The organism is Adhaeribacter aquaticus DSM 16391 (assembly GCF_000473365.1).
Classification (GTDB): Bacteria; Bacteroidota; Bacteroidia; order Cytophagales; family Hymenobacteraceae; genus Adhaeribacter; species Adhaeribacter aquaticus.
The window spans coordinates 1,669,174-1,694,085 of record NZ_KI421517.1 but is presented as its reverse complement, the minus strand read 5'-3'; the positions used below and the strand labels follow the sequence as shown (position 1 = coordinate 1,694,085).

Below are 24,912 nucleotides of genomic sequence, written 5' to 3'. Positions count from 1 at the left end.
ATATTCTGAATATTCTTACTGACCATAGGCACGGTGGTTTTTCTTTAAATAAATGGTAAATTAAAAAGAACCCGGTTTATCAGAAAGTTTAATGCCAGCAAACCTGAATAAAAAGGTAATTTAATCTGGCCAAATGAGAGCATTGGCTTTGTTTATAAAAATATCGGGATTCTGCTTTACAACCGGGCAGTAATCATCTTTTGCTTTTTCTGTTTGTTGCGGACTTCTGGGAATCTCCACCGCAATATATTTTAAAGTAAAATACAAATAATTCTTCCCCGTTGGCATACAGGCCATCTGTTTTTTATTGCCGGCCCAGCCGGCTTAATAGTTTTGATACGGAGTTTCATTTATAAGCTATTTGCACAGGACAAGGTGCAAACGCCCGTTTATGCTAAATAAAAACAGCCCAAACTGTTTCCAGTTGGGCCGTTCCGTAAAAAAATATTTTATCTGATCCTAAAAGCCAAAAGGAGAATTAAATCCTGGGTAATACAGGTTATTGTAGCCATTGCCATCAGAATACCGGATGCCCCCTGAAATAGAGAAATTTTCAGTAACCTTATAATGAGCTCTAAACTGCATACCCGATGAGCCCATAGGAGAAAATAAGTTTACCGTATTGTTCTGCATAGGCATTTTGGAAAGGTCACGCCAGATGCTACCAGTTATATTTAGGCGATCGTTTACCAGGTAATTGCCGCCTACATTTACAATGTAATGCTGGTTTCGGATAGGCGCTCCTCCGTTAGATGCTTCCCCGTAGAAACCATTATGATTTGTGCCGTAGGCAGTAATAATATTTAAGCTGGTAAAAGCCTGAAAACGTTTATTAACCGGAAACATAACGCTCGGTTGCATATAAAAAGCAGAACCAAACCTGCTAAATTGTGAACCCATTGAAAGGCCATAATGTAATTTTGCAGGTTGTTTTAAGTTATTTGTTCTTTTTATAGGTTCCTCAGTGGGCTTATCGGCAGGTAATGGTGTTGCTATGGCTGGAGGCGTAGTATTTAGTTCAGCACCACTAACCTCAGAAACCGCTTGTGCTTTACTTAGGAAAGGCACAAGGATAAAAAGTCCGTAAAGGAGTATATTTTTTACTTTCAAGGTCATCAATGTTAAAGTTACTATACTAAAAGTACGAAAATATTTCAAAAATCGTGCCTTTTATCTGCACAATATTGCAGCGGCTGTCCTGGAAAAGAGTCATCTAGCGTTTTTTTGTAACAGTTCTGTTTTTATCAGTCCATTATAAAAATATCTTATCTGTAACGGAATTAAATGGTATTGCTTTAAATGGTTTTCCCAGGCAGGTAATTTTGTCGCTGTTATGTTACACGTAATTCTGAAGAAAAGATACATACTCGAAAACAAAACAGCAGCCCAGACTTTTTTATGTACAGCTCCGGAGGGATAAACAAAATCAGTTACCAGCCAATAACCTCCGGGTACCAAAGCATTATATAAAATATCTGTTATTTCCTGTAATGGTTTAGCCGCAAATAAATCCAGAAAAAAGGGGGTTAGCACCACCTTAAACTTTTCTTCTTCCGAAATACTTTTTTCCGTACCTAATCGGAACTCAATTCGCCCGGTATAATCAGGTGGAGGAATTACTTTCTTAGCCTTTTGGAGCATTTTGGAAGAAGCTTCTAAAAAAAGAATATCAGCCTTTGTGTTTCTCCGGGTTATTTCCTTCAGGATATTACCAGTACCGCCGCCGATTATTAAAATTTTGGCCTCTTGGCTTATATTTCCCAAAAAAGCCTGTTGCGCCTTTATAATTTCCTGACCAAACACCAGCCTGGCTAAAGCATCATAAAAGGGAGCTACTTCATTAAACTGAGGGGCATTCATGAAAGGATAAATTTTAAATAAATTATTATTTATGCTTGACTTTTAAGCATTTATGTAATATTTTAATTCTCTAATATTATTAATCGCCAACCCTTTCCTTATGTTGTCATGAAAAAAATCTTTAAATGGGCAGGTATAATCCTGGGAACTTTAATAGCCATTTTATTAGTGGCTTACGCCTTTATTTACTTCCGGGTGGAAGGAAGATTAAACAAACAATACAATGAAGTTGCTGTAAAGCCTGTTAAAATTCCTTCCGATTCAGCTGCCATTGTTCTTGGAGAGCACATTGCCAACATTAAGGGATGTAACGATTGCCATAATGTAAATTACGAAGGAAGAATTATAATTGATGATCCGGGTTTAGGAAAATTAGTGGCTCCTAACTTAACCACTGGAAAAGGTGGCTTAACTACCCGATACACCTCTTATACCGATCAGGATTTTGTGCGGGCCATTAAGCATGGCATCGGGAAAGATGGGAAATCCTTGAAATTAATGCCTTCCTATGAGTATAATTCTTTATCTAATGAAGACTTAGGCGCTTTAATAGCTTATATCAAATCCCGGCCAGCTGTTGATAATGAGGTGCCAGCTATTACCTTAAAACCGGTTATTTATGTATTAGCTAATTTTGATAAGTTTCCATTGGTTTCGGCAGAAAAAGTGGATCATGCTGCGCCTGGTATAGATGTCGTAAAACCTGAAGTAACACCTGCCTATGGTAAATACCTGGCAATTTCTTGTACGGGTTGCCACCGCGATACTTTTACGGGAGGAGAACCTTTAATTCCGGGTTCGCCGCAAGTGCCTAATATTACCAGAACTGGCAGTGTTGGTAAATGGACGGAATCTCAGTTTATAGAAACTTTACGGACAGGAGTAACCCCGGAAGGTAAAAAACTTGATCCTCAATTTATGCCCTGGCCTATGGCAAAACAATTTACCGATACTGAAATTAAATCACTTTACTTATTCCTGAAAAATTTACCGGCCTAAGTAAATATTAATTTAAAAAGTTATTGGTGTTCAAAATGGCGGTCGAGGGTAGCTTCTATTTTCTGGAAGATAAAATCGGCTGCCTGTTTCCGTATAGTTGTGCTATTGCCATCAAATACCTCACGGTATTCTTCTACTTTCCCTTCGCAAAGAATAGAGAAAAAAACGGTTCCTACTGGTTTTTCTTTAGATTCTGAAGCCCCTACACCACCTAAACCGGTAACTGCCACGGAAACATTAGCCTTCAATAATTTATTTAAGCCAATTACCATTTCGTTTGTTACCTGTTGCGACTCTGCAGTGTATAGCTTCAGCGTTTGCCTTTTTACGCCTAATACTTTTTGTTTTACTTCTTCGGCATAGGTTACAATACTGCCTAATAATACGTCGCTGGTGCCTTTGGCTTTAATAAATTCCGAAACTAACATACCACCGGTAATACTTTCGGCAAAGGCAATGGTTTGGCCTTTGTCTTTCAGTTTCATTACCAACCGGGTTAAATCAGATTGCGTCATAGCTATAAAAGAATCAATAAATTATAATAGCCCTATTACTACCTTTTAATCTGATAAGTTTTACCCGCTGGCAGGAGGTCCGAAATTAAATTCCTGTATAATGCTGTACCGGGGATGCGGGGTTTGTAACTCAGAACTCCATAAAGCAAAAGAGGTTACTGAAAATACGGGAGGTTCATCTGATGTAATAATGGACAGGTTTTGGGGTTTATTAGTATCTTTCCGGAAGCGGGCCAGGGTAACATGGGGAATAAATTTGCCATGTGCTCCCGGAGGAGCATGCATAGCGGCACATATTTTAGTTGCCAATTCCTCATATAATTTATTTTCCTGAAACCGTGCCCAGATTAACCTTGGCGACCGCAAAGTTGGCCCAGGAGCGATTTCCTGGAAAGTAAGGTCGAAAGTTGATTGGAAGCTGGCTATTTCCTGGAGGAGCTTAGCTAATTCCGGTACCTTGTTTTCCGGGTAATCACCAATAAAATGTAAGGTTAAATGTAAATTCTCTTCTGGTATAAACCTGATTTCTGCTGTTTTATATCCCTCACGCAGTTTAACTAGGTTTAGCTTTATGTATTGGTCGAGAGGAACGGCTATAAATAATCTCATAAATTTAATGGTTTACCTATTGTGCCAATGAATTTAGGTTAAGTTATATCTGCACCAAAAATTATACGTATAAATCCGCTACTATGGACCGACTAATTAGAAGAACAGTAGCGATATTTGCCTTATTTACGGTAGAACTAATATTTATATTAGGGATGTTTCTGGCTTGCGTTTGCGTGTTTTTATTGCTTGGGCACCAGATTCTGGCTGGAACGGATTTAAAGTTTGATAGTCGCGCATTTGCCTGGGCGGATAGTTTAGGTTCAGATGCTTTTACCAGGTTTATGGTTGTGATTACTTTTTTTGCGTCCCGTAATTTTATTAGCGCGGTTTCTCTTATTTTGATATTTTATTTTTTGTTTGTCCGGCGCCATAAATGGTATTCGTTAAAAGTACCGGTAATAGCATTGGGCAGTATTTCTTTAAATCTGATTTTAAAATACTTTTTTAATAGGCAACGGCCCGAAATCGATCATTTAGTAGAATCTTCGGGATTAAGCTTTCCAAGTGGACATGCTATGATAAGTGCCTCATTTTATAGTTTGTTGCTGTATCTTATCTGGAACCGCGTAAAAAATCCAGTTTGGCGAATAGTGCTTTTAATTATAATAGGTGCTTTGATTTTGCTCATTGGCTTTAGCCGGATTTACCTGCACGTGCATTATGCCACCGATGTGTTGGCTGGATTTGCGGCAGGATTTATCTGGGTTATTCTGGCTATTTTCTTTCTCAATAAATTTGAACGGTACTCCGGGCGGAAACTTAGAAAAACAGTAGAACAAGCTTAAAAAAAGAAATATTTATAAAAAACAGGTGGTGCTGATTAAATATTTTCTTTTACCTTTGTGGCCTACCAGTGGAAACCAGTTGAGATTTTCTCTTAGAATGCGCACGTGGCGGAACTGGTAGACGTGCAGGTCTCAGAAGCCTGTGGGAGTTGTCCCGTGGGAGTTCGAGTCTCCCCGTGCGCACGAAAGCCCTTCTACAAAATGTAGAAGGGCTTTTTTTATAAAATGTCACGATAAGTGTAACTAATCCTATAAAGCACAAGCGGCTCCTTAATTAAGGAGCCGCTTGATGTAAAACGTTAATCTTTAAACAAGTTTTGAAGTTGAGTTATTAGTATATTGACATCTTTAAATAAACAAAAACTAATTTCTATAACTCATTTATATTCTTTATAAATCTAAAAAATAAATTAGAATAATACTATTAATAGAAAGATCAGGACTCTTTTAGCATTTATTAACGATGAGGCGCAATTGATTAAAAAGAATATTGTAAGAAGAGATGAAAATTCCTAAAGTCTGAGGAGTTATTTTCTTTTTGTTGAATACCTGATAGAGAGGTAACAACTGAAGGGAAGCTTAGAAAGAATAAAGCAATAAGTAGAATTACTTATATTTTAAGCCCACCTATAGGTATATACTAGTATAAAGGAAGAAATATTAAAGATAAAAATAAAAATGATAGCCCTATGGGTACTATTTTTTTTGGGATAAGTATAATTAGGAGGGGGGGGCTACTGGCAATCCGTTATTATTGTTCAGTAACAGGTTTTTGTAGCGGAGTGTTAGGCTTTCTTATAAATCCAACAGGATTTACCAATCAGGTCTAAACCTTTTTCTTTCATTTAGTTTAAAGATTTCCTCAAATTGTTTATCCATAATAGACATAGCCTGGATTGCTTCCGGATTTGTTGCCAATAAGGTTTTATCTTGTCGGGTAAAAAGACTATTGCCATCTGGTTGAGGTAACCGAGGATCGGTAAATGCCATATCCCAAATAAGTAGGCTATAAGTACTGCCTTTAAATTGTATAGTAAACTTTCCATCAACTGGGAAAGTAAGCAATAGGCCGCTAGAGGCTAGTTCATTACCATATTTCCGGGTGTCAAAGCTAAGTTCGTCTATTTTACCTGATATTATATTGTTTTCCAGTTTTACTTCTGATAATCCTGTTTCCGAAGACAAATATTTGAAAAGTTTAACGGGCAAATCGTTTTCAGCTTTGGTTGGCGCTTTAAAAAATTTGGTATAATAAAATTGCTTTTTACCTACTAAAAAATTCTGGTACTCGGTAGTTATTTTGGAAGTAGAATCGGGGGAATTGGCATTAGCTGAATCTGCTTTTTTGGCAATAAACTCCTGTGGTAAATGCTGATCAGAATTTAATTTTCCTAAACTGATCTTATCTTCGGCTGGTTCAGGAGATTCCTTTGTTTGCCTGAACCGAACAAAAGGATTTTTATCTTGGTAAGAATTGGAAAATCCGGTTAAAGAAAATAAGCAGAAAAGGAGAGAAGCTAGTAATTTCATGGGGATAAATTTGTTTATTGAATTACTTTCTTTGTTTGGCTACTTATTGCCTTATATTGGCTTTTAGATTGTCTTTTATTATTTGTCTGGCTAATTTAGCAACAGATTAAAATAATAATTAGATATTTTAAAAAGAATTCTTAGGTAAATTTAAATATTTTAAATGAAATAATTTGATTTAAAAGTAATTAATTTTTTCGTTCTTAAAATTATTCATATCCTCTGTTAAAATTACAGCCCCTAATAATCCTACGCCAATGGTTTTACTTTCACCACCTACAGCAGCCTTAGTAACAGAAAAGAGACCATAGTTTTTTCTGGAAATTGCTTTACTCAGGGCATTGCTTATAAAGCTCATTTGAGGATTGCTTTTGTTCTTCTCAAAATTGCTTCTTTGAGAAGAACTATACAAGACAGAAAATAATTCCGTTCTTACTTTTTCCTGGTGCTTTTCTGTTTGAGGATTTGAAACTATCAGTATAAGCACAAGAGCAGCTAAAAATAGAAATACTTTATTTTTCATATCCTTTATTCCAGTATCTAAAAAAAATATATAAAATAGTTTATTTTAGGTACTACCTATTTTCAGGTTACTAAATTACTATATGCTTTTAAAATTTATGGCTACTTCCATAAATATAATTCTTCTTTTAAACAATTATCTGCTTTTTGCTTATCCATAAATTCTAAAAATAAGTATTACATATATTTTTGTGAAAGCATAAAAGAATAGAAAGGCATGTCTGAAGTGTTTAAAAAAGTAATTGCCGTTTTTACTTTGATTGGTCTAGAACTGGCGGTTTTAGCCGGGGTAGCCGTAGTAAGTGTATTTATATTTTTGTATATAGCAAAATTGGTTTTTATTGATCAGAACCAAGCACTTGATGCAGTTGCTTTTTCTTTTGCCGAAGCCCATACCACTCCAGCCCGCACTTCTTTTTTTAAGTTTGTAACGTTTTTTGCTTCTAAAGATTTTTTAATTTATGGTTCTTTAGGGTTGGCAGCTTTATTTTTAGTATTTAAAAAACACCGTTGGTATGCCTTAAAAGTGCCGGTAATTTCAGCTGGTAGTTCTGCCTTAAATCAGGGCATGAAAGCTTGGTTTAACCGGCCCCGGCCAGAAACAGCTTTTTACGAACAATCGGGACTGAGCTTTCCCAGTGGTCATGCCATGATAGGGGGTGCTTTTTATGGTTTGTTAATATATTTGGTCTGGACCAATATTCGCTCCTTGTTTTGGCGTTGGGTTTTATCTGGGTTATTATTTATTTGGATAATTTTAATTGGCTTTAGCCGGATTTATTTACATGTGCACTACGCCAGTGATGTAGTAGCGGGTTGGGCAGCAGGTTTTATCTTCTTAATTATTAGTATTTTGTTGCTACGCCGCCTGGAACCTAAATATGCCCGTAAAGCTACTGATGTAATGGATGAAAGTCCGGTGGAATCTTCTCACCGAAATAACTAAATATTAAGGTTTAATATGCACCCGTAAAGCTTTTAAACCACTTACACCCTGCAATTCTTCTAAATCCAGGTCTTCTACTTGCGCGGTTATCATGCCTACAGTTTGTAAATATTCTATGTAGCCTTTGTATTCGTTTGCTTCGCGACCCTGGGCATACACAATGGCTACGGTACCCGGTTGAGTAAGACGTTCTTTAGTGCCCAAAACAGTGGCTTTATCAATCCGCTTTTTAATAATTTCGTACCGAATATTATACGCGCCGTCTACATCAAATTTGCGCTCATCGCGCCGGAACCGGATAGCCAGCGGCTGACTATAAATAAGAATTAACTGCGTGGTATCTAAAGGTAAACTCAAGGTTGGTTTTAAAGCAGCGGTACGTCTGGCAATTTCGCACATGGTTTTAAGTTGCCACAGACGTAAATTCCGCAAGAAAACCATATCGAAATACCGGTTTTCTACAATAGAGGCCCCTACATAGATATTAAATTCTACCCCATCTGTTTTATATTTTTCAAAGTAATGCGGGTACATTTGCTGCGCTTTGGCTTCTTCCTGTTCCAGGTATTCTGAGATAGTTTCATTTATCTTCGTCAGGCTTTCTTCAAAGTATTTTCTGCGTTTGTACAAAATGCCTAAGTTAGGGTCCATGGCATTCCAGTAAGATGCTATAACCGGAGCTAGTGATGCCGTATTTTTTTCCAAATAATTGAATAAGGGCTCAACATGTTTTTTAACCACCTCTAAAATTCCGGCTTCGTCTTCTGATAAAATTCCTTTCCGGAGTTTCTTTAAGCTTTTAGATACATAAAAATTTAATTCGTCCAAAACCGGTAAAGAAACCAGATTGCCAGCTTGTTTTAGTACTTTCTCCACTAAACGTAGGTGTTCTATTAAATCGGCCTGAATGGCCATGTTCCGTTCAACAGAGGAGCTTCGGATATCGGAAACTCCATATAGCGGATACACATCATGAAATACAATGGGTTCTATTTCGGTAGGTTCACCTGCTTCCTGTTTCTCTAAATAATTGGAGGCCGCATCTTTAAAGCGCCATTCCAGTACCGGGTGAATGGTTGTGAACTTATCTTTTATTACTGATTGAATCCGGCTTTCTAAATCTTCCGCATTGCGTTTTACAGCGGCTTCAAAGTGGGGCAAAAATTGTTCAATTTTCCCCAATGAAAAACTGTTCAGGTCGCGTGGATAAGGGGATCCTAACTCAATGATACCCAAAATTTCGTCTCCGTAGCGAAGTAAGGCCAGAATTATGCTATTTAAACCCATTCGCTGAATTTTTTCTGCTACCCCATCCGGTAAAACCGAATTGGTAATATCTTCTATTACCATTGGGTCGCGTACTTCTATCAGTTTATCATATATTGCTTTAAAAATAATGGAGGTGGTTGGGTCTTCGGTTTGGGGTATTAGAAAGCTGTGATTTATTTTCCGGCCAAAGTTAACGAAGGTATTTTTCTTTTTATTAAAAGCAGCTACTCCCAATTGCAAATGCGGCCGGCCAAAAAAGATGCGGATTTTTTCCTGCAATTGTTCAAACCGGTCAGCCGCCACCAAAACATCCTTTTCCAGTAAGTCCAGTTTTATGGCCGATAGCGTTTCCTGTTCTGTTACATCTACCAAGTCCATTACATAAAATCCTTCAAACTCAAAGTTCTCCGGGCGTAAGTATTCCAGCCATAAATCCAGGTTTTGCATATTGCTAAGTAATAACTGAATATCAGCGGTACTTAATTCTCGTGGTTGTCCAATAGATTTTACCTGTAAAAAGGTTAGGTTAAAAGAGACTTTATAATGTCGGTAAAGCCCCAACTGGTAATCTGGTACGGTAAAAATGGTAGCTTCTTCGTCGGGAACGGGTACCTGATATACTTGTTCCAGTATTACTAACAAGGCAAGCCGGGTCTTAAAAAAAACCATTGCTTGTTTATCCATGTTCAGTGGCCGTTTCAGAATATTTCCATCTGTCAGGAATATTTCCCGAAATCTGGGGGTTTCATAAAAGCTTAAATGCTGAAAGGGAATAAGTGCTCCACTTATCTGAGAGTCCCAGGAAGCAGGAGGAAAAACGGCCGTCATTAAAAGTTCTACTAAATCTTCGAATTTGTTTAGCAACAAAGTGTCATTTATGACTTTCTGTAAATCTGGCGCCTGTTGTAACTGTCGGGTTATTTCTTTAGCAAAGCGGGATATACCTTTATTATCATCGTTAATTTTGGTTTCCCAATAATTAATTATGGGTTCAAAACATAAATTTGATTTAAAAGGAAACTCAGTATAGCTTAATCTAAAGTCAGAACTCTTCATATATTTTTATAACTGGCCGCAGTTATTTGATTCTTGTACCCGATTATACTCTAAATGAAGGTAATTAGGTACATGCCCTAAATAGAAAATTTAGAAGATTATTCAGGTGTAACTGCTTTTTAAATTGAGCCTTTTTTTAGGATACCAGGCATGGCGGGAAAGGCATTATTATTTTGTTATTCTGAAATCTTTTTAATGTAGTTAAATCTTTATTTTGATTCAAAAACCATCACGTAATGAAATTTATCTATTCCCAGTTTTAATTGGTTGATAGAGGATTGAATTTTGGTAAATGTTACTTATATTTATAGAACCTAATATTTAATTAAAGTAACAGACAGGAAGTCGTTTATTTATTAAATATATTAGCCTAATCTCTTTAGATCATTTTATTCAATTTATCTGTCATGAATGAATAATTTATAGAAGTTTAGTTAAGCGGGTAAAATTTTTTAAAATTCATTTTCAGAAAAGAGAAATACACTTTTACTTTGTATTATCAGGTATTGTAAAATTAAATGTTAGAAAGTAGCCTAAAAATTCGGAAAGAGGATATAGAGAAGCTGGGCTTTGCAGAGTGTGAGGAAAAGCTTATTTACCTGCGCTACTTGTTTAAACGTACCGATAACCCGGAGTTGATAATAAAATACAAGCTTATAAAACATCGGGTTGAACTTCGCCTGAAAGAAATAAAAAAAGCACAAGCCTAAGTTGCCTTTCCCCGATCTTCTAGATTAGGCAAATAGCAGGTTGGCTTTTACTAAAGAAAAATTAAGGTAGTTTTAGAAAATTACCTGAATAAAAATTCTCCCTCTTTAAACCTTTCTTTACCAGGTGTCTCGCCTTGTTTGACCAGCTTCTTTTTAAGTATTTTCCTTTTTGGCAGTTGTTGTATTGTCAATAACTTATCTTTTTTAGCCTGTTCGAATCAGTATCAGGGTTATAAATTGTGCCAGGTATTTAAAAATAAGGCTTCCGCAATTAACCAAAGTCATCTCCAGAGGCGCTTCTATCATGCTTTTGTGCTCCAAACATTCCTGAAATGAATGACGATTTATTTTTTCTAAAATGAACTAAAGTACCTGTTCAATCATTTACCTCTTTAAATTTTATTGCCAACTACCTGATTATCAGTAATGGTGTCTGCTGTAAAAGGGGTATGCCTTAAAGAAGCAATCAATCTCTAACATATATGAAGTATCTACAATTTGTTGAATCGAATGTTTCAGTTAAGCTTAGCTTCTTATTATTACTTTTTATTACACCATTTTTCTCTTTTGCCCAATTAGGCAAATACGAATTTACAGGCACCACTGCTATTGATAATCAGAACAACAAGATTACCAGCCAACCGGCTCATGCTACTTTCTCAGATTTTACCAGAGTAGGGGTTAATTATAATTTTGGTAATGATGTGCTAAATTCTAGAAACTGGAGTACTACTGCCAACACCTATTCTACTTTTATTGAGTTTAAAGTTACGGCTCACCCAGGTTATAGCCTCAATCTGTCTAGATTAAGTTTTACCAATTCCAGGAGTAATGCCGGGCCTTCTAAAATACGGGTGGCACATAATGCCTCCGGAGATTTTACCACGGATTATTTAGATTTTGATTCTTCAGTAGAAAATACCGAGACAGTCTGGGATTTTACCGATATTAAAACAGAAGTTGGGGCTACCATTACTTTCAGGATTTATGGCTTTGCTGCTCCAGATGGCAGAGGAGCGTATAAAGTAGATAACGTGTTTTTGTTTGGGAGTGTAGTGCCTAAACTTAAAATTAATGAATTCCATTATGCAAATTCAACCGTTTCTAAAACAGGTTTTGTTGAAGTTATTGCACCCAAAGATTATAGCCAATTAAGTTCTTCAACCCTGTCGTTATATAATGCTGGCGGCAGTGTTTACAATTCATTTCCTTTAAACGCTTTTCTTTCGCATGAAACGGCTGTTTATGGCAATGACAGAATATATTATCTGGATATTCCGGTTGGTTTGGTTGATGGCAGGGGTGGCTTAAGCCTAAGTTCAGGAACAGATTTAATACAATTTATTTCCTATGGCGGCACAATTACCGCTACTTCTGGGCCGGCCGCTGGTACTACCAGCCAGGATATTGGTATTACAGAATCATTGGAAGAAGGAAATAATCATTCCTTATCCTTTAACTTGCTAAATACCCGGCAAGCAAATGGTGGCGCTTGGGTTAGTAATCCTTACAATTATAATACAAAAGGCTATGATAACAATACTGAGAATCTTTCATTAGGTGTTCCTCAGACCCTACCCGTAACTTTATTATTTTTCCGTGCTAAATCAGAACCGAAAGGAGTATTATTAAGCTGGGCCACTGCTTCAGAAATAAATAATGAAAAGTTTGAAGTACAAAGAAGTTTAAACGAAGCAGGTGCTTTTGAATCGATTGCCAGCCTAAAAGGTAATGGAACCACACATCAAGAGCATCAATATACCTATACCGACAATAATCCTATGGCTGGTCTGGTTTATTACCGATTAAAGCAACTGGATTGGGATGGTACCATTTCTTACTCGCCCATATTAGCAGTGAACAGAAAGGTTACTAGTCTTAATTCAATGAAGATTTATCCGAACCCGGTTATGGATGAACTAACAGTAAATTTAGACAAATCCTCTCCCAATAGTACCTACCAAATCCAGGTGATAAATAGTTCGGGACAGATAGTGCTGGAACAACAGGAACCAGCTGGTATTTATACTTTAACAGTACCAACTCAGAAGCTGGCTACCGGAACTTATTATTTGATATTAGTGAAGGATGGTAAAAAAGAGAGTAAAACTTTTATGAAAAAGTAAAGACCCTATCTATTAAACAATAAAAAGCTACTGGTAATTTAAAATTAACCAGTAGCTTTTTATTGTTTAATCTTTATTAAAAGGAAGGCTATATCTCGGTTACATGCTCCTGAATAGGAGTAGGGTTGTCATTAAATTCACCTTCCCAACGGGCCACAATGGCCGATGCTAAACAGTTGCCAATAACATTGGTGGCGGTGCGGGCCATATCCATCAACTCGTCTATTCCCAATATAATAAAAATTGGCTCTACAGGTAAATTAAATGAAGCAGCAGTTCCCAATAAAATAACCAGTGAAGCCCGCGGAACGCCTGCTACTCCTTTGCTGGTTAGCATGAGGGTAAGAACCATTAAAAGTTGTTGTTCCCATGGCATATCAATACCCGCTGCCTGAGCCACAAATATGGAGGCCAGAGAAAGGTAAAGGGTTGTGCCATCCAAGTTAAAGCTATAGCCCATGGGCATAACAAAAGCCACAATTTTACGAGGTACTCCAATAGATTCCATGGCTTCCATGGCACGGGGTAGCGCCGCCTCGGAGCTGGTAGTCGCAAAAGCAATGGAGACTGGTTCGGTCATGGCTTTTACAAATTTTACTACCGGAATTCGGAATAAAAGTGCTGCCGGCAATAAAACCAGTAAAATGAATGCTATTAAAGCAACGTAAAGAGTGGCTAATAATTTAAAGAGGTTTACCAAGATGCCAAAACCCATATGTCCAACGGTATAAGCAATGGCAGCACCCACCGCAATGGGAGCAAACAACATAATAATATTGGTAAATTTAAACATGGTTTCGGCCAGGCTTTCGGTTACAGAAAGCAAAGGCTTTCGCCGGTTTTCAGCCAGCATGGCCAGGGCAATACCAAACAAGATACTAAAAACTACTACCTGTAATACTTCTCCTTCGGCTACTGATTTGGCAATGTTTTCCGGAAAAATATGCAGCAAAATATCTCCTACAGATTTCTTTTCAGGTATGGCTATCTCTTCGTGTACCGTTGCTCTTAATTCAATACCCTCGCCGGCCCGGCTAATATTTATCGCTGCCACCCCAATAAATAACGCCAGGGTGGTTACAATCTCAAAATAGATCAGGGCTTTCAAACCCATTTTTCCTACCTGCTTCAGGTTTGAATGTCCGGCAATACCAACTACCAGGGTGGCAAAGATAAGTGGTGCAATTATAGTCTTAACCAACCGTAAAAACATTTTGCTTAATACATTCAGCTCTGTGGCAAATCCCGGGAAACTGAAACCAATTTCGGCCCCAATGGCCATACTAATTAAAATCCAGGTTGTTAAGGATTGTTTTTTTAACCCGTATAAAACCAGTAACCCTAATCCCACCCATCGAAGAGCAGTTAAGGGTATAGTATAATCTACAATACCATAGTTATTGGCAAGTACTGTTACTAAAGCAGAAAGAAATAAAATGAATAAGGCTCCTTGTAATAATTTTTTTTGATTCATGCAGCACAACTCGAATGAAAATACCAGGAATACAGAGAAATAAATTCTCGGTACCAGTATTATATAATTTCAGGATAAGAAAAATTAAGCAAAGATAGAAGAATCTGTGGTTAAATGATATTTTGGATATTAGGGAGAATGCTAAATTTCTATAATAAATAAAGTGGCTTTTTCTTTAAGATAAATCTTTAAAGTGTAAAATTCCTGCAATATTTGTGATACATCCGTATTACCTGGAATAAAGAGAAGGATTTATGCTCCGATGGCACATTGAGGCAAAGCCATTGCAATTACGATATACCTGGAAGATTTCCCGCAACAGCTCCGATATAAAAACAAATTTGTTTATACGAGTGGCTGACCGGAAACACGTGGGTATTGGGGAAGCAGCGCCCAATATTAGGTATAACGAAACAGCTGAAAACCTGACGGAGCAGTTTGATAATTTAATTGACCACGGCCTAGAATTGATCCGAAGCCTGGAAGATTTACAAATTTTATTAAGTCTTTATCCGCCAGCCAATGCCATCCGGTTTGCTATTGAATCTGCTTACATACATTACATCTGTCAGCAAAAAGGACTTAGTGTAGGCGATTTCTTAGGTATTAATATACCGGCCAGTGTGGCTACTTCCTTTTCGTTACCAATCATGAATCCGGAAACGGTAGCTGATTTTATTAAAACTAACCACCTAAACCGGTTTGCTTCTATAAAAGTAAAGGTAAACGAGGAGGAGGGGCTGGATTTAATAAAGCAGGTAGCGGGAGTGTGCCACCGGCCCTTGATTATAGATGCCAATGAAGCTTGGACAGATCCGGAGAAGTTACTGGTTTTTTTAGAAAAGCTAAAGCAATACAACATAGCCTTTGTGGAGCAACCTATGCCCGCCTCTAGCACCGACGAGTATGTGCACCTGCATAAACATTCTCCTTATAATTTATTTGCCGACGAATCAGTAACCAACCAAATAGAGGTGGAGGTTTTAAAAAAGCAGTTTCACGGAGTAAACATGAAATTAATGAAAGCCGGCGGTTATCTGAATGGGCTGCGAATATTAGAGCAAGCCAAGGCGGCAGGCCTGAAGACTATGGTTGGTTGTATGGTAGAAACGTCGTTGGGTATTTGGTCGGCTATGCAGCTTTGTGAAGGTGTTTATCAGGCTGATTTAGATGGATTCCTGATCCTGAAGGAAGAGCCCTTTGGTATTGTTCAGGAATTAGGCGGACGGTTATACATGAGTTAAACCTAAAGTATATCCTTGCCGGCTGTTATTGCTTTAGGCTTATACCATTATTATTTTTTTCGCTAGAAACACTCCTCTTTTAGGGCATTAACCGTGTAAAATTACAGGTTCATCTAATAATTTCTTCTGCCTCCCTGTCGCCATTTACCTTTGTTTAAATATTATAATTATGGTTATTATAACAATGTTTTCGGGGATGATTGGCTTTTCTTATGTGGTAACCAAATTAATAGATTTGAAAGCCAGAAGTCGTTCTTACAGAAGAATTTATAAATATTAATTCAGAACAGCCCATTTCAGGTAAGGTTACCATGTTTACAACAGCAGCAGCACTTTATTTAATTAAAGCACACTTATTAAAGTTATCTATAATTATGATAGTTAACCCAAAGAAAAAGCTAACCATAAAATATGATTAGCTTTTTAGGACTATTATGAAAAAACTAAGGAAGAATCCAACGCAATTGAACACCTATATCACGGTTTTATCCTTTCACGTATCAGATTAGCAACCTGCTGTGTTATTTTACGGTTAGCAGAAGCAGAAAATTGGATTATTTATACTGATTTTTATTGGAGATAAATACTGAAATAGAATGTTTTAGCCTGATGAGCCTAATATTTTGCATCAATTTACTGGAGAATAATACCTTCAAGCATTTCAAATTAGTTTAATAAGCCTACTTTTAGCCTGTCCGCCTATAAAATTGTTGTTTTACCCAATACTAATTCAGGTTTTTTCTGGCTTCTGATGTTTAAAATATTGGAGTATTAAGGGAATAACGGAAACAAGAATAATTCCGGGTATAATAAAATGTATATAATTTTTTAGCCCAGGGAATTTTATACCGGTTAAATAGCCAATAATAACTAAGGAGCTGATCCAAAGAAATGAACCTATGGACGTAAAAAATACATAGGTTCTTAAGGAGAGCTTACCAATCCCGCACAGTAATGGATTTAGTGTCCGGACAATTGGAATAAATTTACCAGCTATGATGGCTAACTTACCTTTTTCCTGATAGAAAATTTCTGCTTTTTCTAAATACTTACGCTTAAAGTACCAGGAGTCTGGTTTATGGTAAAGCTTGTGTCCCATTTTACTGCCTAAAAAATACCCGAGCAGGTCTCCTGAAATGCCAGCTACAATAAGTAGTGGTATTAATAAATATATATCCGTTTCTAAAACACCTGTTGCACTTAATAAGCCAGTTGTAAATAATAGAGAATCTCCCCCGGGTATTATTAACCCTAAAAGTAAGCCTGTTTCTATAAAAACAATAGCGCTTATAAGTAATAGTCCGCCATACCTGATTAGTTCTTCCGGATTGGGTACAGCTAATAAAAGACAATAATTATTCATTTAAAGAATCATAAGGAGCAGAATAGGTATAGCCTACGGTGCCTCCTGGGATTTGTTTATAATTAAAAAATAATGGGAACTAAAAAATAATTAAAATATGTTGTAACATTAAATGTATATACATACATTTGTAACATCATTTAAAGCTAGTGCAAATGCGGATAGAAGATGAAATAAAACAACCGACTTTTAGGAATGTATTCCAAAAGGCCTATATCAATTTAGCATTTACGGCTAACTGGCTTCAAATGCAAGCTGCTCAAACCTTTAAAAACTATGATCTGACTTTACCTCAATTTAATGTTTTACGAATATTGCGTGGGCAACACCCTAACCCAGCTACTGTAAATCTTATAATTGAGCGCATGTTAGATAAAACATCCAATGCCTCTCGCATTGTAGATAAATTGGTAGCCAAGGGTTGGGTAACCAGAACTCAATGTGAACATGACCGGCGAACTGTGGATGTTCTCATTACAGAAGAAGGCTTAAATTTATTAAAACGGATTGATGAATGTGAGCAAACATTGAATGCTCATATGGGAATGCAGCATTTGTCTGAATCCGAAGCCGAACAACTTAACCAGATACTTGACAAAATTCGAGGATAAATAAACAATTAATAAAAAGTAAATTAAAAATAAACATGAAAAAGTTAGTATTATCATCTTTAGTAGTTGCCAGTTTATTAGTGGCAGATGTTACAACCACTTTTGCTAACACCAATGGACCTGCTCCTAAAGTTGGTAAAACCGTAAAGGTAGCCGCTAATACTTATAAAGTTGATGTAAATCAAAGTAACATGGCTTGGGAAGGTAAAAAAGTTACCGGCCAGCACAATGGTACTATTAAGTTAGCAAACGGAGCCTTACAGGTAGATAAAAATAAAGTAGTTGGCGGTACTGTTGAAATCGACATGAACAGTATTGTTAACTTAGATTTAACCGATAAAGAATACAACGGTAAATTAATTGGTCACTTAAAATCAGATGATTTTTTCTCAGTAGAAAAACATCCGCGTGCTACCTTTAAAATTACCAACGTAACTCCAGTTAAAGGAGCAAAAGCAGGAGCTGCCAATTATAATGTAAATGGTATCTTAACTATAAAAGGTATCTCTAACCCTGTAACCTTCCCGGCAACTGTAGCTGTTAATGGTAACAGTTTAACTGCTAAATCAGAAGCAGTAGTATTAGACCGTACTAAGTGGGATATTCGTTATGGCTCAAAAAGCTTCTTTGCCAATATTGGTGATAAAGCAATTAACGATGACTTTACCGTTCAGTTTAATTTAGTAGCTAATAATCAGGTAGGTTTATAATTAAACCTTCTTTAAATAAATTAAAATCTGCTTCGTTTTGCATTTTGCAAGGCAAGCAGATTTTTTTTTAAGTTAAATCTGCCGAGATTTGCTGAAATTCAGGTGCATTTCTTATTAAATAATTTTGCAAAACGAATCTCTTCACAAACCTACTCATCCGGCCTTAAAGGGATTAAGATCTACTTTAATAAGCATAATGGCCAGTATTGCCCTGGTTGTAGTTAAAGGAACAGCTGGTATTTTAGGTAATTCTTATGCCTTAGTAGCAGATGCCATCGAGTCAGCTTCGGATGTGTTTAGTTCGCTGATTTTATTTGCGGGTTTGCGTATTGCAACCAAAGCACCTGATAAAGATCATCCGTACGGGCATGGCAAAGCCGAACCTTTAGCGGCTACTGTAATTGCCTTAACCATGGGTGCGGCGGCCGTATTGATTGTAGTAGAAAGCATCACCAATATTATTACGCCCCATGCCGTACCGGAAACCTTTACCTTGTGGGTTTTAGGTGCCGTTATTTTAGTAAAAGAAGTACTTTTTAGATTTATTATAAAAGTAGGAGAGGAAGCCGATAGCACGGCCGTAAAAGCTGATGCTTGGCATCATCGGAGTGATGCCATTACATCGGCAGCGGCTTTTATAGGTATTTCTATTGCTATTTTGGGCGGTCCAAATTATGCCGTAGCCGATGATATTGCGGCTTTGGTTGCGGCCTGTATTATATTAATAAATGCTTATTTGGTATTTCGCCCAGCTTTAAACGAAGTGATGGATGCAGCGCCTTCATCCGAAATAGTAGAGGAGGTGAGAAAGCTGGCCAGTACAGTAGAAGGCGTATTGGGTTTAGATAAATGTTTTGTCCGGAAAATGGGTTTTGAGCTGTTTGTGGATTTGCATATAATTGTGGATGGTACCTTATCCGTTAGAGAAGGTCATGATATTGCGCATAAAGTAAAAGCTGTAATACTGCAGGCCAATCCGCGCATATACGATGTGCTTACCCATGTAGAACCGCCAGATGCGTTGCATGAGCCACATTTCTAAGTGGTAATTTCCTTTTCGGATAAGGAAAGTAAATCTAGAAACCAGAATTTAGAATCATAATTGGTAGGGTTATCATTTCCTTCAGCTGCATAATCCCGAAAAATTATTTCACCTGTTTTTATGGAAACTGGTTCCTTGAAGAAGGGAGCCTCATACACAAAAGAATGGTATTCGCCGTTTTCACCACAAGCATCTACAGTCGCGGGTAAATCAATCAGAAACTGATCATCTATTTCCCGGCCAATAAAGTCTTTTCCTAACCGGCTATCGCTAACACAAACTAACTTGGCTTTAAAGCCTAATGTTATAAATTCCTGAATTAGTTTGGTGGTTGATTCCTGCCACAATGGAAAAACAGCATTCAGGCCAATGGCGGCTACTTGTTTTTCGCGGTAATGGCGTAAGTCCTCCAGGAAAATATCGCCAAATATAGCGTTGTTGATGTTTTCACCCTTCATTTTTAGCAAAGCCGTTTCCATGCGCTGGTTATAATCTTCCATGGTGGCTTGCTCCGGAATAAATATTTTCACCAAAGGTATTCCTATGGCCTGGGCCTGTTCTTCCAGTAATGAAACCCGCACCCCGTGCATGGAAACCCGTTGAAATGTTTCATTCACGGTAGTCAACAGGTATTTAACTTTATATTGCTTTTGATCAAGTACCCGCTGCAGGGCCAGGGCAGAATCTTTGCCACCACTCCAAACAAAAAAAGCATTTTCCATTTCTGTTTTTTCTTTTGGCAATAATAAACAGAAAATTATGGAATATGAGTTAAAGCGCTTTTTTTACCTCAAAAGTAAAACTGGTGTGGCCAGCTATCCCCGCTTTTGAAAGACCCTGTACAACTACCAGGTATTTGCCAACCTGGTCTGAGGTATAAAACTCCAGCTTTTGGACTTCATTTGCTCTTGTAGTCAGAACAGGTTTCCAATAAAGCAAATTTCTGAAATCAGGCAAACGACCTTGTTGCTGCTGGGTGGTTGCATAAGTGGGTGCATAAAACTCACGCTGAAGTTGTAAGCCTTCATACTCCATAAGTAAGGCTCTTGAGTCTACCTGAAAACCGCCTAAATCGCCTTTATAAGTTGTATAACTAATTAAGCCTTCATAAGATAAAGAGCCCTGGTTATAGCGGTTGGTTATTACTTCCAGTTTCTGAATCTTTAAAGGATCAAAAGCCATTATTTTATTTATATCAAAAACAGGCAAACCATCCAGCAACACCATTGGGTTATTCTGGAAAAATAAATCATTGGACTTGTCATAAGTTAGGAAATGGAAACCATCTTTCCTGATTCTGACCATTACACCAGGAACGTATTCCCGCATTACTTCTTCCAGCACTTTAAAGCGCGTATAATCATCCAAGTTATATTTAGCATCCGGATTCCCGTAAAAGGATAAACTATCAACCTTAGGCAAACTGTAAATCCTTCGGAATTTATCAAAATAAGCATGTTGGGTTTGTATTTGTACATGCCGTTGGGTCAATTCGGGTTTCAATGCTTCAGATAAGTAAAACGCCGGTAGTTTATAATCAGGAAATTTTGAATAGAAAGGACTGAAGATTTCAAAGCGGTAAGTGCTGTCCCGTTTTATATTGGATTGTAGGATTACCTCCCGGGGGCCTGTAAAATCTTTCATTTCAAATTGGATAAGCCCGTCCTTCTGGCTAGTAGAATTGTATAAGCGGACAAGCCGGCTGGGAGAAGCTAAATAGGTAGCAATTTTTTCGGCCGGAGCACCAGTTGAAGCCTGTACGACCCGCCCTCTTATAATATGGGAGTTTATCTCTGGTAAAAACTCAAAATCAGCTGCTTTTCCGGCTAAAATATTTTCCCATTTAAACCTGCTCCAGCCATGCGTCAGCATTAAATTATCTAAGGCTTCAGAGGTTTCGCTGCTGTTAGAAGTGAAATAATATTCGGGGCTTTCTATAGTGCCTTTTAAATCTGAAGAAAGCCACAAATAATTAAAAATGGTAGCCGGTTGGTGCTTTTGTAAAGAATCAATTTGGAAAACGGCTAGCGAGAGATTGGCTGAATCGGTTTGAACAGGAGTGTTTATAGTCAGAATTACTTTTTCACGGTTTGCAAATTGGGGTTTATTGGCGTTTGCAGAAATGGTTAAGCTTTTTTGTGGTTGTTTAAAATACAAACGTTCACATACCGGCTTTTTCTGGCTGTTAAACAAAGTAAAGTGAGTTATGCCATCACCTAATTTATCTTTATCAATCAATATTTCGGCTTGGCCATTTTCGAGGTTTTTATCTATGGCTACCGAAACTAATTGCCGGGCATGCCCTAGTAAATAAATGGGTTCAGAAGAATTAATATTTTTAGTCTGTACTGATAGCTTAATCTGATTAAAATTGCTTTCTTCCAGGTGCAGAACATAACCTGTTTGGTAAACCTGCGGTAATTTCTGGGTGAGTGGCTGACCATTTTTGAGTTTAAATACTGCTACATAATGCTGGTTTTCGGCAGGGGTAAAGGTAAAATTTCCCATACCAAATTTTAATGTTGAAAATGAAGCAACCGGTTTACTTCTATCATCCAGAATAGATCCTTCTGCTTCCAGGCCTTTACCGTTTCTATCGGTAATTTTGAAGGCTACCTTGTTGGCAAGGCCCGAAACTAAATTTCCTCCTTCCGGGAAAAATTGAACGTTGTAAGTTGGGTCTGTTTTAGCTATTTCTGTACCCAGTACTTTGGTAGTGTTAATAAAGGTAACCGGGCTGGTAAAGAAATAGTCTGAATTAAAATTTTTCATCCAGCTGGTATAGGCCCGAACCGTATAATTGCCCGAGAACAATGATGTCGGAACTACAAAAGATCCTTGGCCTATCCCTTTCTTTAATTCTACTTTAGCTTGCAGAACCGGCGATTGATTCTGGTCTAACACCTCTACATAGGCCACTTTGCTCACATTTAAAGGTTTGTGAAAGGTACCGTCCACGTAATATATTTTAAACCACATGGTTTCACCGCTTAAATAAACCGGCCTGTCCAAGTGTAAGAATACTTTTTCCTGCAGGTGCTTTTGCTGGTAAGAGGTAAACTGCCGGGCAATAGTTTTTAAGCTATCGGTTTGGGCCAAAGCGCTGGATAAACTTAATACCCAAACTAAACTTAAAAGAAATCCCTGTTTTATAAATTGTAGCGCAAACATCATAGTTTAACTAATGCCAATTGATGACTGTAAAATAAAAATTAAGGTACTATTGCCAGAAGCTGGGCCTGACTTTAGTTCCGCGTAACCGGCAATCCACACAATCTGGGGTTGAGTAGGTATACCCTACTAAGGCAGGTCCCCTATAGACCCCACCAACCGGTAGGGATCCGCCATTGGCAAAGAGAGGCACGGCATCTCCTAAACCTACTGTATCTGGTATTGCACAACTTTCGTAGCCAGTCTTATATGGCCATACCGGTAGGTCTTTTTTGTCAACAAAAATCCGTTTCTGTTTTTCTGAAGTGGCTCCCACAAAACCTAACACAGGTTCAGCCGGGTTATTCAGGCATTGAATATTGCCAGTAAGTTGGGAGGGCAAAGGATCAAATAAGGTGCCTATTTGCTCTGTATTTTTACTTAAGATTTCCCAATATTGATATTCTTCTTTGGAAAGAGAGTATTGTTTGACCAGAATACTATACTTGTAGCGGAGCTTTTCGGTATTTTTAGGTAAAAACACGATCGATTGGTTGGAGAGAATATTCTGATTTAACCCGGAAGTGTTGCCAATTTTTATGAAAGTAGGTACTTCAGTGCGCCAGCAATAATAAATATCATTTTGCCGGGCCTCAATCTTTCCGGGAGCTTTATATTCGTAACCAGAATAGTAGCCCGATGAAAATTCATAGGTTTCTTCGTATTGCCAACGGTAATAGCGGGAGCTGTTAGGGTTATCGTTGGTATTAACTAATATTTGTAAGCCGTCGTTTTGTATCCTACTCGATAACTCAAAATCGGGCGTAGTGCTGGCAGATGTAAGCAGCGAAAGATATTCTGATCCATTATCAGTTCTGATATGAAGCTGATATCTTTTTCCCGGGTTTAAGTTCAGTAATGCCGATTGGTAGGTTCCGGGAGCTATTTCGGTTAAATTGTGGTTAGATCCACTTTCTTCTTTAATTTGTAACTGAGCCCGGTTTTCTACACTAGGCTTCATGTTTTCCCCCAGATTTTGCGTCCTGGAAAGCTTTATGGTTGTTACGCCTGATATATTTATAAAGCCATCGACCACCAGAAAAGAACTGGTATGAGATTTTACCTCCGGCGAAAAAGGTTCTACACAACTATTAAGGAAGGATAAAATAATAAATAAAAACAGGTAAACCTTGCGAATCATTATATAGTGTTAAGTATTGTAAATTAATAAATCAATGCCAAAAGTCTGGCATTACATTCGTTCCCCTAAGTCTGCAATCTACACAGCCAACACTAGAGTAAGTATAGTCCATAGAACCATCTTCCAGCATTACCCTGTCCACAATCAGGTAGGCCGGGTTGGCTGGGGTAAGCCCATCCTTACCCATAAGGCCAGTTTCACAGCTAGCGTAGGTAATACTTTTCCTGTTTATGCCATGCCAGCTGGTAGGTAAATCAGCATAAGTTGAAATGAAAATTCTTTTTTCTATTTCGTTGGTAACAGAAACAAAGCCAAAAACCGGCTCTTTCGGGTCGTTTAAACAAGTGATATTGCCAGTAAGCTGACTTGGAAATGGATCGAATAAAGTGCCTATATTTTCAGTGTTTTTGCTTAAGGTTTCCCAATACTGGTAAGCTTCTTTGGTAAGGCTTTGCTGTTTTACCAAAATGCTGTATTTTACCTGTAGTTTTTCAGAGTTTTTAGGTAATAACACCAGAGGGTGTTCTGACAAAACATTTTCTGATAAATTATCAGTGCTGGCTATTTTAATAACCGGATTTCTTTCAGTACGCCAGCATTGAAATATATTATTAGTTCGGGGTAGAATTTGTCCATTCCTATATTCCCAGGCAGAATAAATAAAAGAGTTAAATTCCCAGGTTTCTTCGTGTTGCCAGCGGTAATACCGGGTGTTATTTTCCCTGCCCTGCGAATTGATTGCTATTTGTAATCCTTCATTTTCTACTTTCCAAACTACCTCAAAATCTGGCGTGTACCTTACCGGAACATAATCAGAAACATATTCTTTATTAAAAGCTGTTTTAATGTAAAGCCGGTATTTTTTCTGCGGATTTAAAGTTAAATAGGACGAAGTATAAGTGCCCATTCTGCCTTCGGTTAAAGGATAATGCGGCCCTTGCTCTTCCTGAATAACAACAGATGCTTTTGCTTCGGCTTGAGGCTTATTATTGTCCGATATTTTTTGGGAGCGGGAAAGGTTAATAACCGTAATCCCATTGTTATTGATAAGACCATCAACCACTAAATAGCTATGAACAGTATCTACTACATCAGGCGCAAAAGATTCGACACAACCATAAAACACCATTAGCATAACTATGCTTAAGGTAGATAAAGGCGTTGCTGAATAATGCTTTTGAGTCATT

General features: G+C 37.6%; 23 protein-coding genes and 1 tRNA gene. 10 read left to right on the top strand and 14 right to left on the bottom strand.

The genetic code is table 11. The features are described from left to right. Positions 1 to 120 precede the first annotated feature (120 nt). The 3 genes from ADHAQ_RS28060 to ADHAQ_RS25175 all read right to left on the bottom strand — a co-directional run bounded on the left by ADHAQ_RS28060 (position 121) and on the right by ADHAQ_RS25175 (position 1,860). Positions 121 to 288, bottom strand: a complete 168-nt coding sequence (locus tag ADHAQ_RS28060; protein WP_157433386.1) for a hypothetical protein — start codon at positions 286 to 288, stop codon at positions 121 to 123. A gap of 171 nt (positions 289 to 459) precedes the next feature. Beyond that, the gene (locus ADHAQ_RS0109570; RefSeq protein ID WP_157433385.1) at positions 460 to 1,068 is read right to left on the bottom strand and encodes a hypothetical protein; all 609 of its coding nucleotides are present in this window, start codon (positions 1,066 to 1,068) and stop codon (positions 460 to 462) included. Between the two features lie 141 nt (positions 1,069 to 1,209). Beyond that, positions 1,210 to 1,860: a class I SAM-dependent methyltransferase gene (locus ADHAQ_RS25175; protein WP_051359824.1), complete on the bottom strand. Its 651-nt coding sequence runs from the start codon at positions 1,858 to 1,860 to the stop codon at positions 1,210 to 1,212. Between the two features lie 108 nt (positions 1,861 to 1,968). Between ADHAQ_RS25175 and ADHAQ_RS0109560 the strand changes: the two genes are divergently transcribed. Next, positions 1,969 to 2,859: a c-type cytochrome gene (locus tag ADHAQ_RS0109560; protein ID WP_034256716.1), complete on the top strand. Its 891-nt coding sequence runs from the start codon at positions 1,969 to 1,971 to the stop codon at positions 2,857 to 2,859. A 20-nt stretch (positions 2,860 to 2,879) separates the two neighbouring features. On the opposite strand, the gene ADHAQ_RS0109555 is transcribed toward ADHAQ_RS0109560, so the two are convergent. Together ADHAQ_RS0109555 and thpR are read right to left on the bottom strand one after the other, a co-directional pair. Next, complete coding sequence (locus tag ADHAQ_RS0109555; RefSeq protein ID WP_026462741.1) at positions 2,880 to 3,374, bottom strand: CinA family protein; 495 nt, start codon at positions 3,372 to 3,374, stop codon at positions 2,880 to 2,882. A 60-nt stretch (positions 3,375 to 3,434) separates the two neighbouring features. After that, entirely contained in the window at positions 3,435 to 3,983 is a 549-nt protein-coding gene (gene thpR / locus ADHAQ_RS0109550) for an RNA 2',3'-cyclic phosphodiesterase (RefSeq protein ID WP_034256715.1), read from the bottom strand. Between the two features lie 83 nt (positions 3,984 to 4,066). Here thpR and ADHAQ_RS0109545 point away from each other — a divergent pair, with 83 nt between their 5' ends. Together ADHAQ_RS0109545 and ADHAQ_RS0109540 are read left to right on the top strand one after the other, a co-directional pair. Beyond that, positions 4,067 to 4,771, top strand: a complete 705-nt coding sequence (locus ADHAQ_RS0109545; RefSeq protein ID WP_026462739.1) for a phosphatase PAP2 family protein — start codon at positions 4,067 to 4,069, stop codon at positions 4,769 to 4,771. Positions 4,772 to 4,870: 99 nt separating this feature from the next. Beyond that, positions 4,871 to 4,954, top strand: a tRNA-Leu gene (locus ADHAQ_RS0109540). Between the two features lie 630 nt (positions 4,955 to 5,584). Here the strand turns inward: ADHAQ_RS0109540 and ADHAQ_RS0109535 are convergent. Then, entirely contained in the window at positions 5,585 to 6,301 is a 717-nt protein-coding gene (locus tag ADHAQ_RS0109535; protein WP_026462738.1) for a hypothetical protein, read from the bottom strand. Between the two features lie 178 nt (positions 6,302 to 6,479). After that, on the bottom strand, positions 6,480 to 6,824 hold the full coding sequence (locus ADHAQ_RS0109530) for a DUF4359 domain-containing protein (protein ID WP_026462737.1): 345 nt from the start codon (positions 6,822 to 6,824) through the stop codon (positions 6,480 to 6,482). A gap of 216 nt (positions 6,825 to 7,040) precedes the next feature. On the opposite strand from ADHAQ_RS0109530, the gene ADHAQ_RS0109525 reads away from it, so the two are divergent. Then, positions 7,041 to 7,769, top strand: a complete 729-nt coding sequence (locus tag ADHAQ_RS0109525; RefSeq protein WP_026462736.1) for a phosphatase PAP2 family protein — start codon at positions 7,041 to 7,043, stop codon at positions 7,767 to 7,769. Between the two features lie 3 nt (positions 7,770 to 7,772). On the opposite strand, the gene ADHAQ_RS25170 is transcribed toward ADHAQ_RS0109525, so the two are convergent. Further along, positions 7,773 to 10,094, bottom strand: a complete 2,322-nt coding sequence (locus tag ADHAQ_RS25170; RefSeq protein ID WP_051359823.1) for a hypothetical protein — start codon at positions 10,092 to 10,094, stop codon at positions 7,773 to 7,775. A gap of 518 nt (positions 10,095 to 10,612) precedes the next feature. Here ADHAQ_RS25170 and ADHAQ_RS0109515 point away from each other — a divergent pair. Together ADHAQ_RS0109515 and ADHAQ_RS27210 are read left to right on the top strand one after the other, a co-directional pair. Next, positions 10,613 to 10,804, top strand: a complete 192-nt coding sequence (locus ADHAQ_RS0109515) for a hypothetical protein (protein ID WP_026462735.1) — start codon at positions 10,613 to 10,615, stop codon at positions 10,802 to 10,804. 482 nt (positions 10,805 to 11,286) lie between these two features. After that, a complete protein-coding gene (locus ADHAQ_RS27210; RefSeq protein ID WP_051359822.1) occupies positions 11,287 to 12,930 on the top strand; it encodes a T9SS type A sorting domain-containing protein in 1,644 nt (547 codons plus the stop codon). Between the two features lie 88 nt (positions 12,931 to 13,018). Here the strand turns inward: ADHAQ_RS27210 and ADHAQ_RS25160 are convergent, their stop codons facing one another. Continuing rightward, positions 13,019 to 14,404 (bottom strand): dicarboxylate/amino acid:cation symporter, encoded by a 1,386-nt coding sequence (locus ADHAQ_RS25160; RefSeq protein WP_034256713.1) that lies wholly within the window; start codon positions 14,402 to 14,404, stop codon positions 13,019 to 13,021. A gap of 254 nt (positions 14,405 to 14,658) precedes the next feature. Between ADHAQ_RS25160 and ADHAQ_RS0109500 the strand changes: the two genes are divergently transcribed. Further along, the gene (locus ADHAQ_RS0109500; protein WP_026462734.1) at positions 14,659 to 15,648 is read left to right on the top strand and encodes a dipeptide epimerase; all 990 of its coding nucleotides are present in this window, start codon (positions 14,659 to 14,661) and stop codon (positions 15,646 to 15,648) included. Positions 15,649 to 16,378: 730 nt separating this feature from the next. Here ADHAQ_RS0109500 and ADHAQ_RS25155 read toward each other — a convergent pair. Continuing rightward, a complete protein-coding gene (locus ADHAQ_RS25155) occupies positions 16,379 to 17,011 on the bottom strand; it encodes a DedA family protein (RefSeq protein WP_051359821.1) in 633 nt (210 codons plus the stop codon). A gap of 155 nt (positions 17,012 to 17,166) precedes the next feature. Between ADHAQ_RS25155 and ADHAQ_RS0109490 the strand changes: the two genes are divergently transcribed. The 3 genes from ADHAQ_RS0109490 (at position 17,167) to ADHAQ_RS0109480 (ending at position 19,374) form a co-directional block, all read left to right on the top strand. Then, positions 17,167 to 17,622, top strand: coding sequence for a MarR family winged helix-turn-helix transcriptional regulator (locus ADHAQ_RS0109490; RefSeq protein WP_026462733.1), 456 nt, complete (start codon positions 17,167 to 17,169; stop codon positions 17,620 to 17,622). Between the two features lie 35 nt (positions 17,623 to 17,657). Next, a complete protein-coding gene (locus ADHAQ_RS25150; RefSeq protein ID WP_034256711.1) occupies positions 17,658 to 18,332 on the top strand; it encodes a YceI family protein in 675 nt (224 codons plus the stop codon). Between the two features lie 124 nt (positions 18,333 to 18,456). Next, positions 18,457 to 19,374 carry a cation diffusion facilitator family transporter gene (locus ADHAQ_RS0109480; protein WP_026462732.1) on the top strand — a complete coding sequence of 306 codons (918 nt, stop codon included), beginning with the start codon at positions 18,457 to 18,459 and terminating at the stop codon, positions 19,372 to 19,374. On the opposite strand, the gene ADHAQ_RS25145 is transcribed toward ADHAQ_RS0109480, so the two are convergent. From ADHAQ_RS25145 to ADHAQ_RS0109460, 4 genes are read right to left on the bottom strand one after another with little or no spacing between them, the layout of a single operon-like run. Further along, positions 19,371 to 20,096: a Dph6-related ATP pyrophosphatase gene (locus ADHAQ_RS25145; protein ID WP_034257267.1), complete on the bottom strand. Its 726-nt coding sequence runs from the start codon at positions 20,094 to 20,096 to the stop codon at positions 19,371 to 19,373. The genes ADHAQ_RS0109480 and ADHAQ_RS25145 overlap by 4 nt on opposite strands. A gap of 49 nt (positions 20,097 to 20,145) precedes the next feature. After that, positions 20,146 to 22,548: an MG2 domain-containing protein gene (locus ADHAQ_RS0109470; RefSeq protein WP_157433384.1), complete on the bottom strand. Its 2,403-nt coding sequence runs from the start codon at positions 22,546 to 22,548 to the stop codon at positions 20,146 to 20,148. 46 nt (positions 22,549 to 22,594) lie between these two features. Beyond that, positions 22,595 to 23,725: a DUF4249 domain-containing protein gene (locus ADHAQ_RS0109465; protein ID WP_034256710.1), complete on the bottom strand. Its 1,131-nt coding sequence runs from the start codon at positions 23,723 to 23,725 to the stop codon at positions 22,595 to 22,597. A 31-nt stretch (positions 23,726 to 23,756) separates the two neighbouring features. Then, positions 23,757 to 24,911, bottom strand: coding sequence for a DUF4249 domain-containing protein (locus ADHAQ_RS0109460; protein ID WP_051359819.1), 1,155 nt, complete (start codon positions 24,909 to 24,911; stop codon positions 23,757 to 23,759). Position 24,912 lies beyond the last annotated feature (1 nt).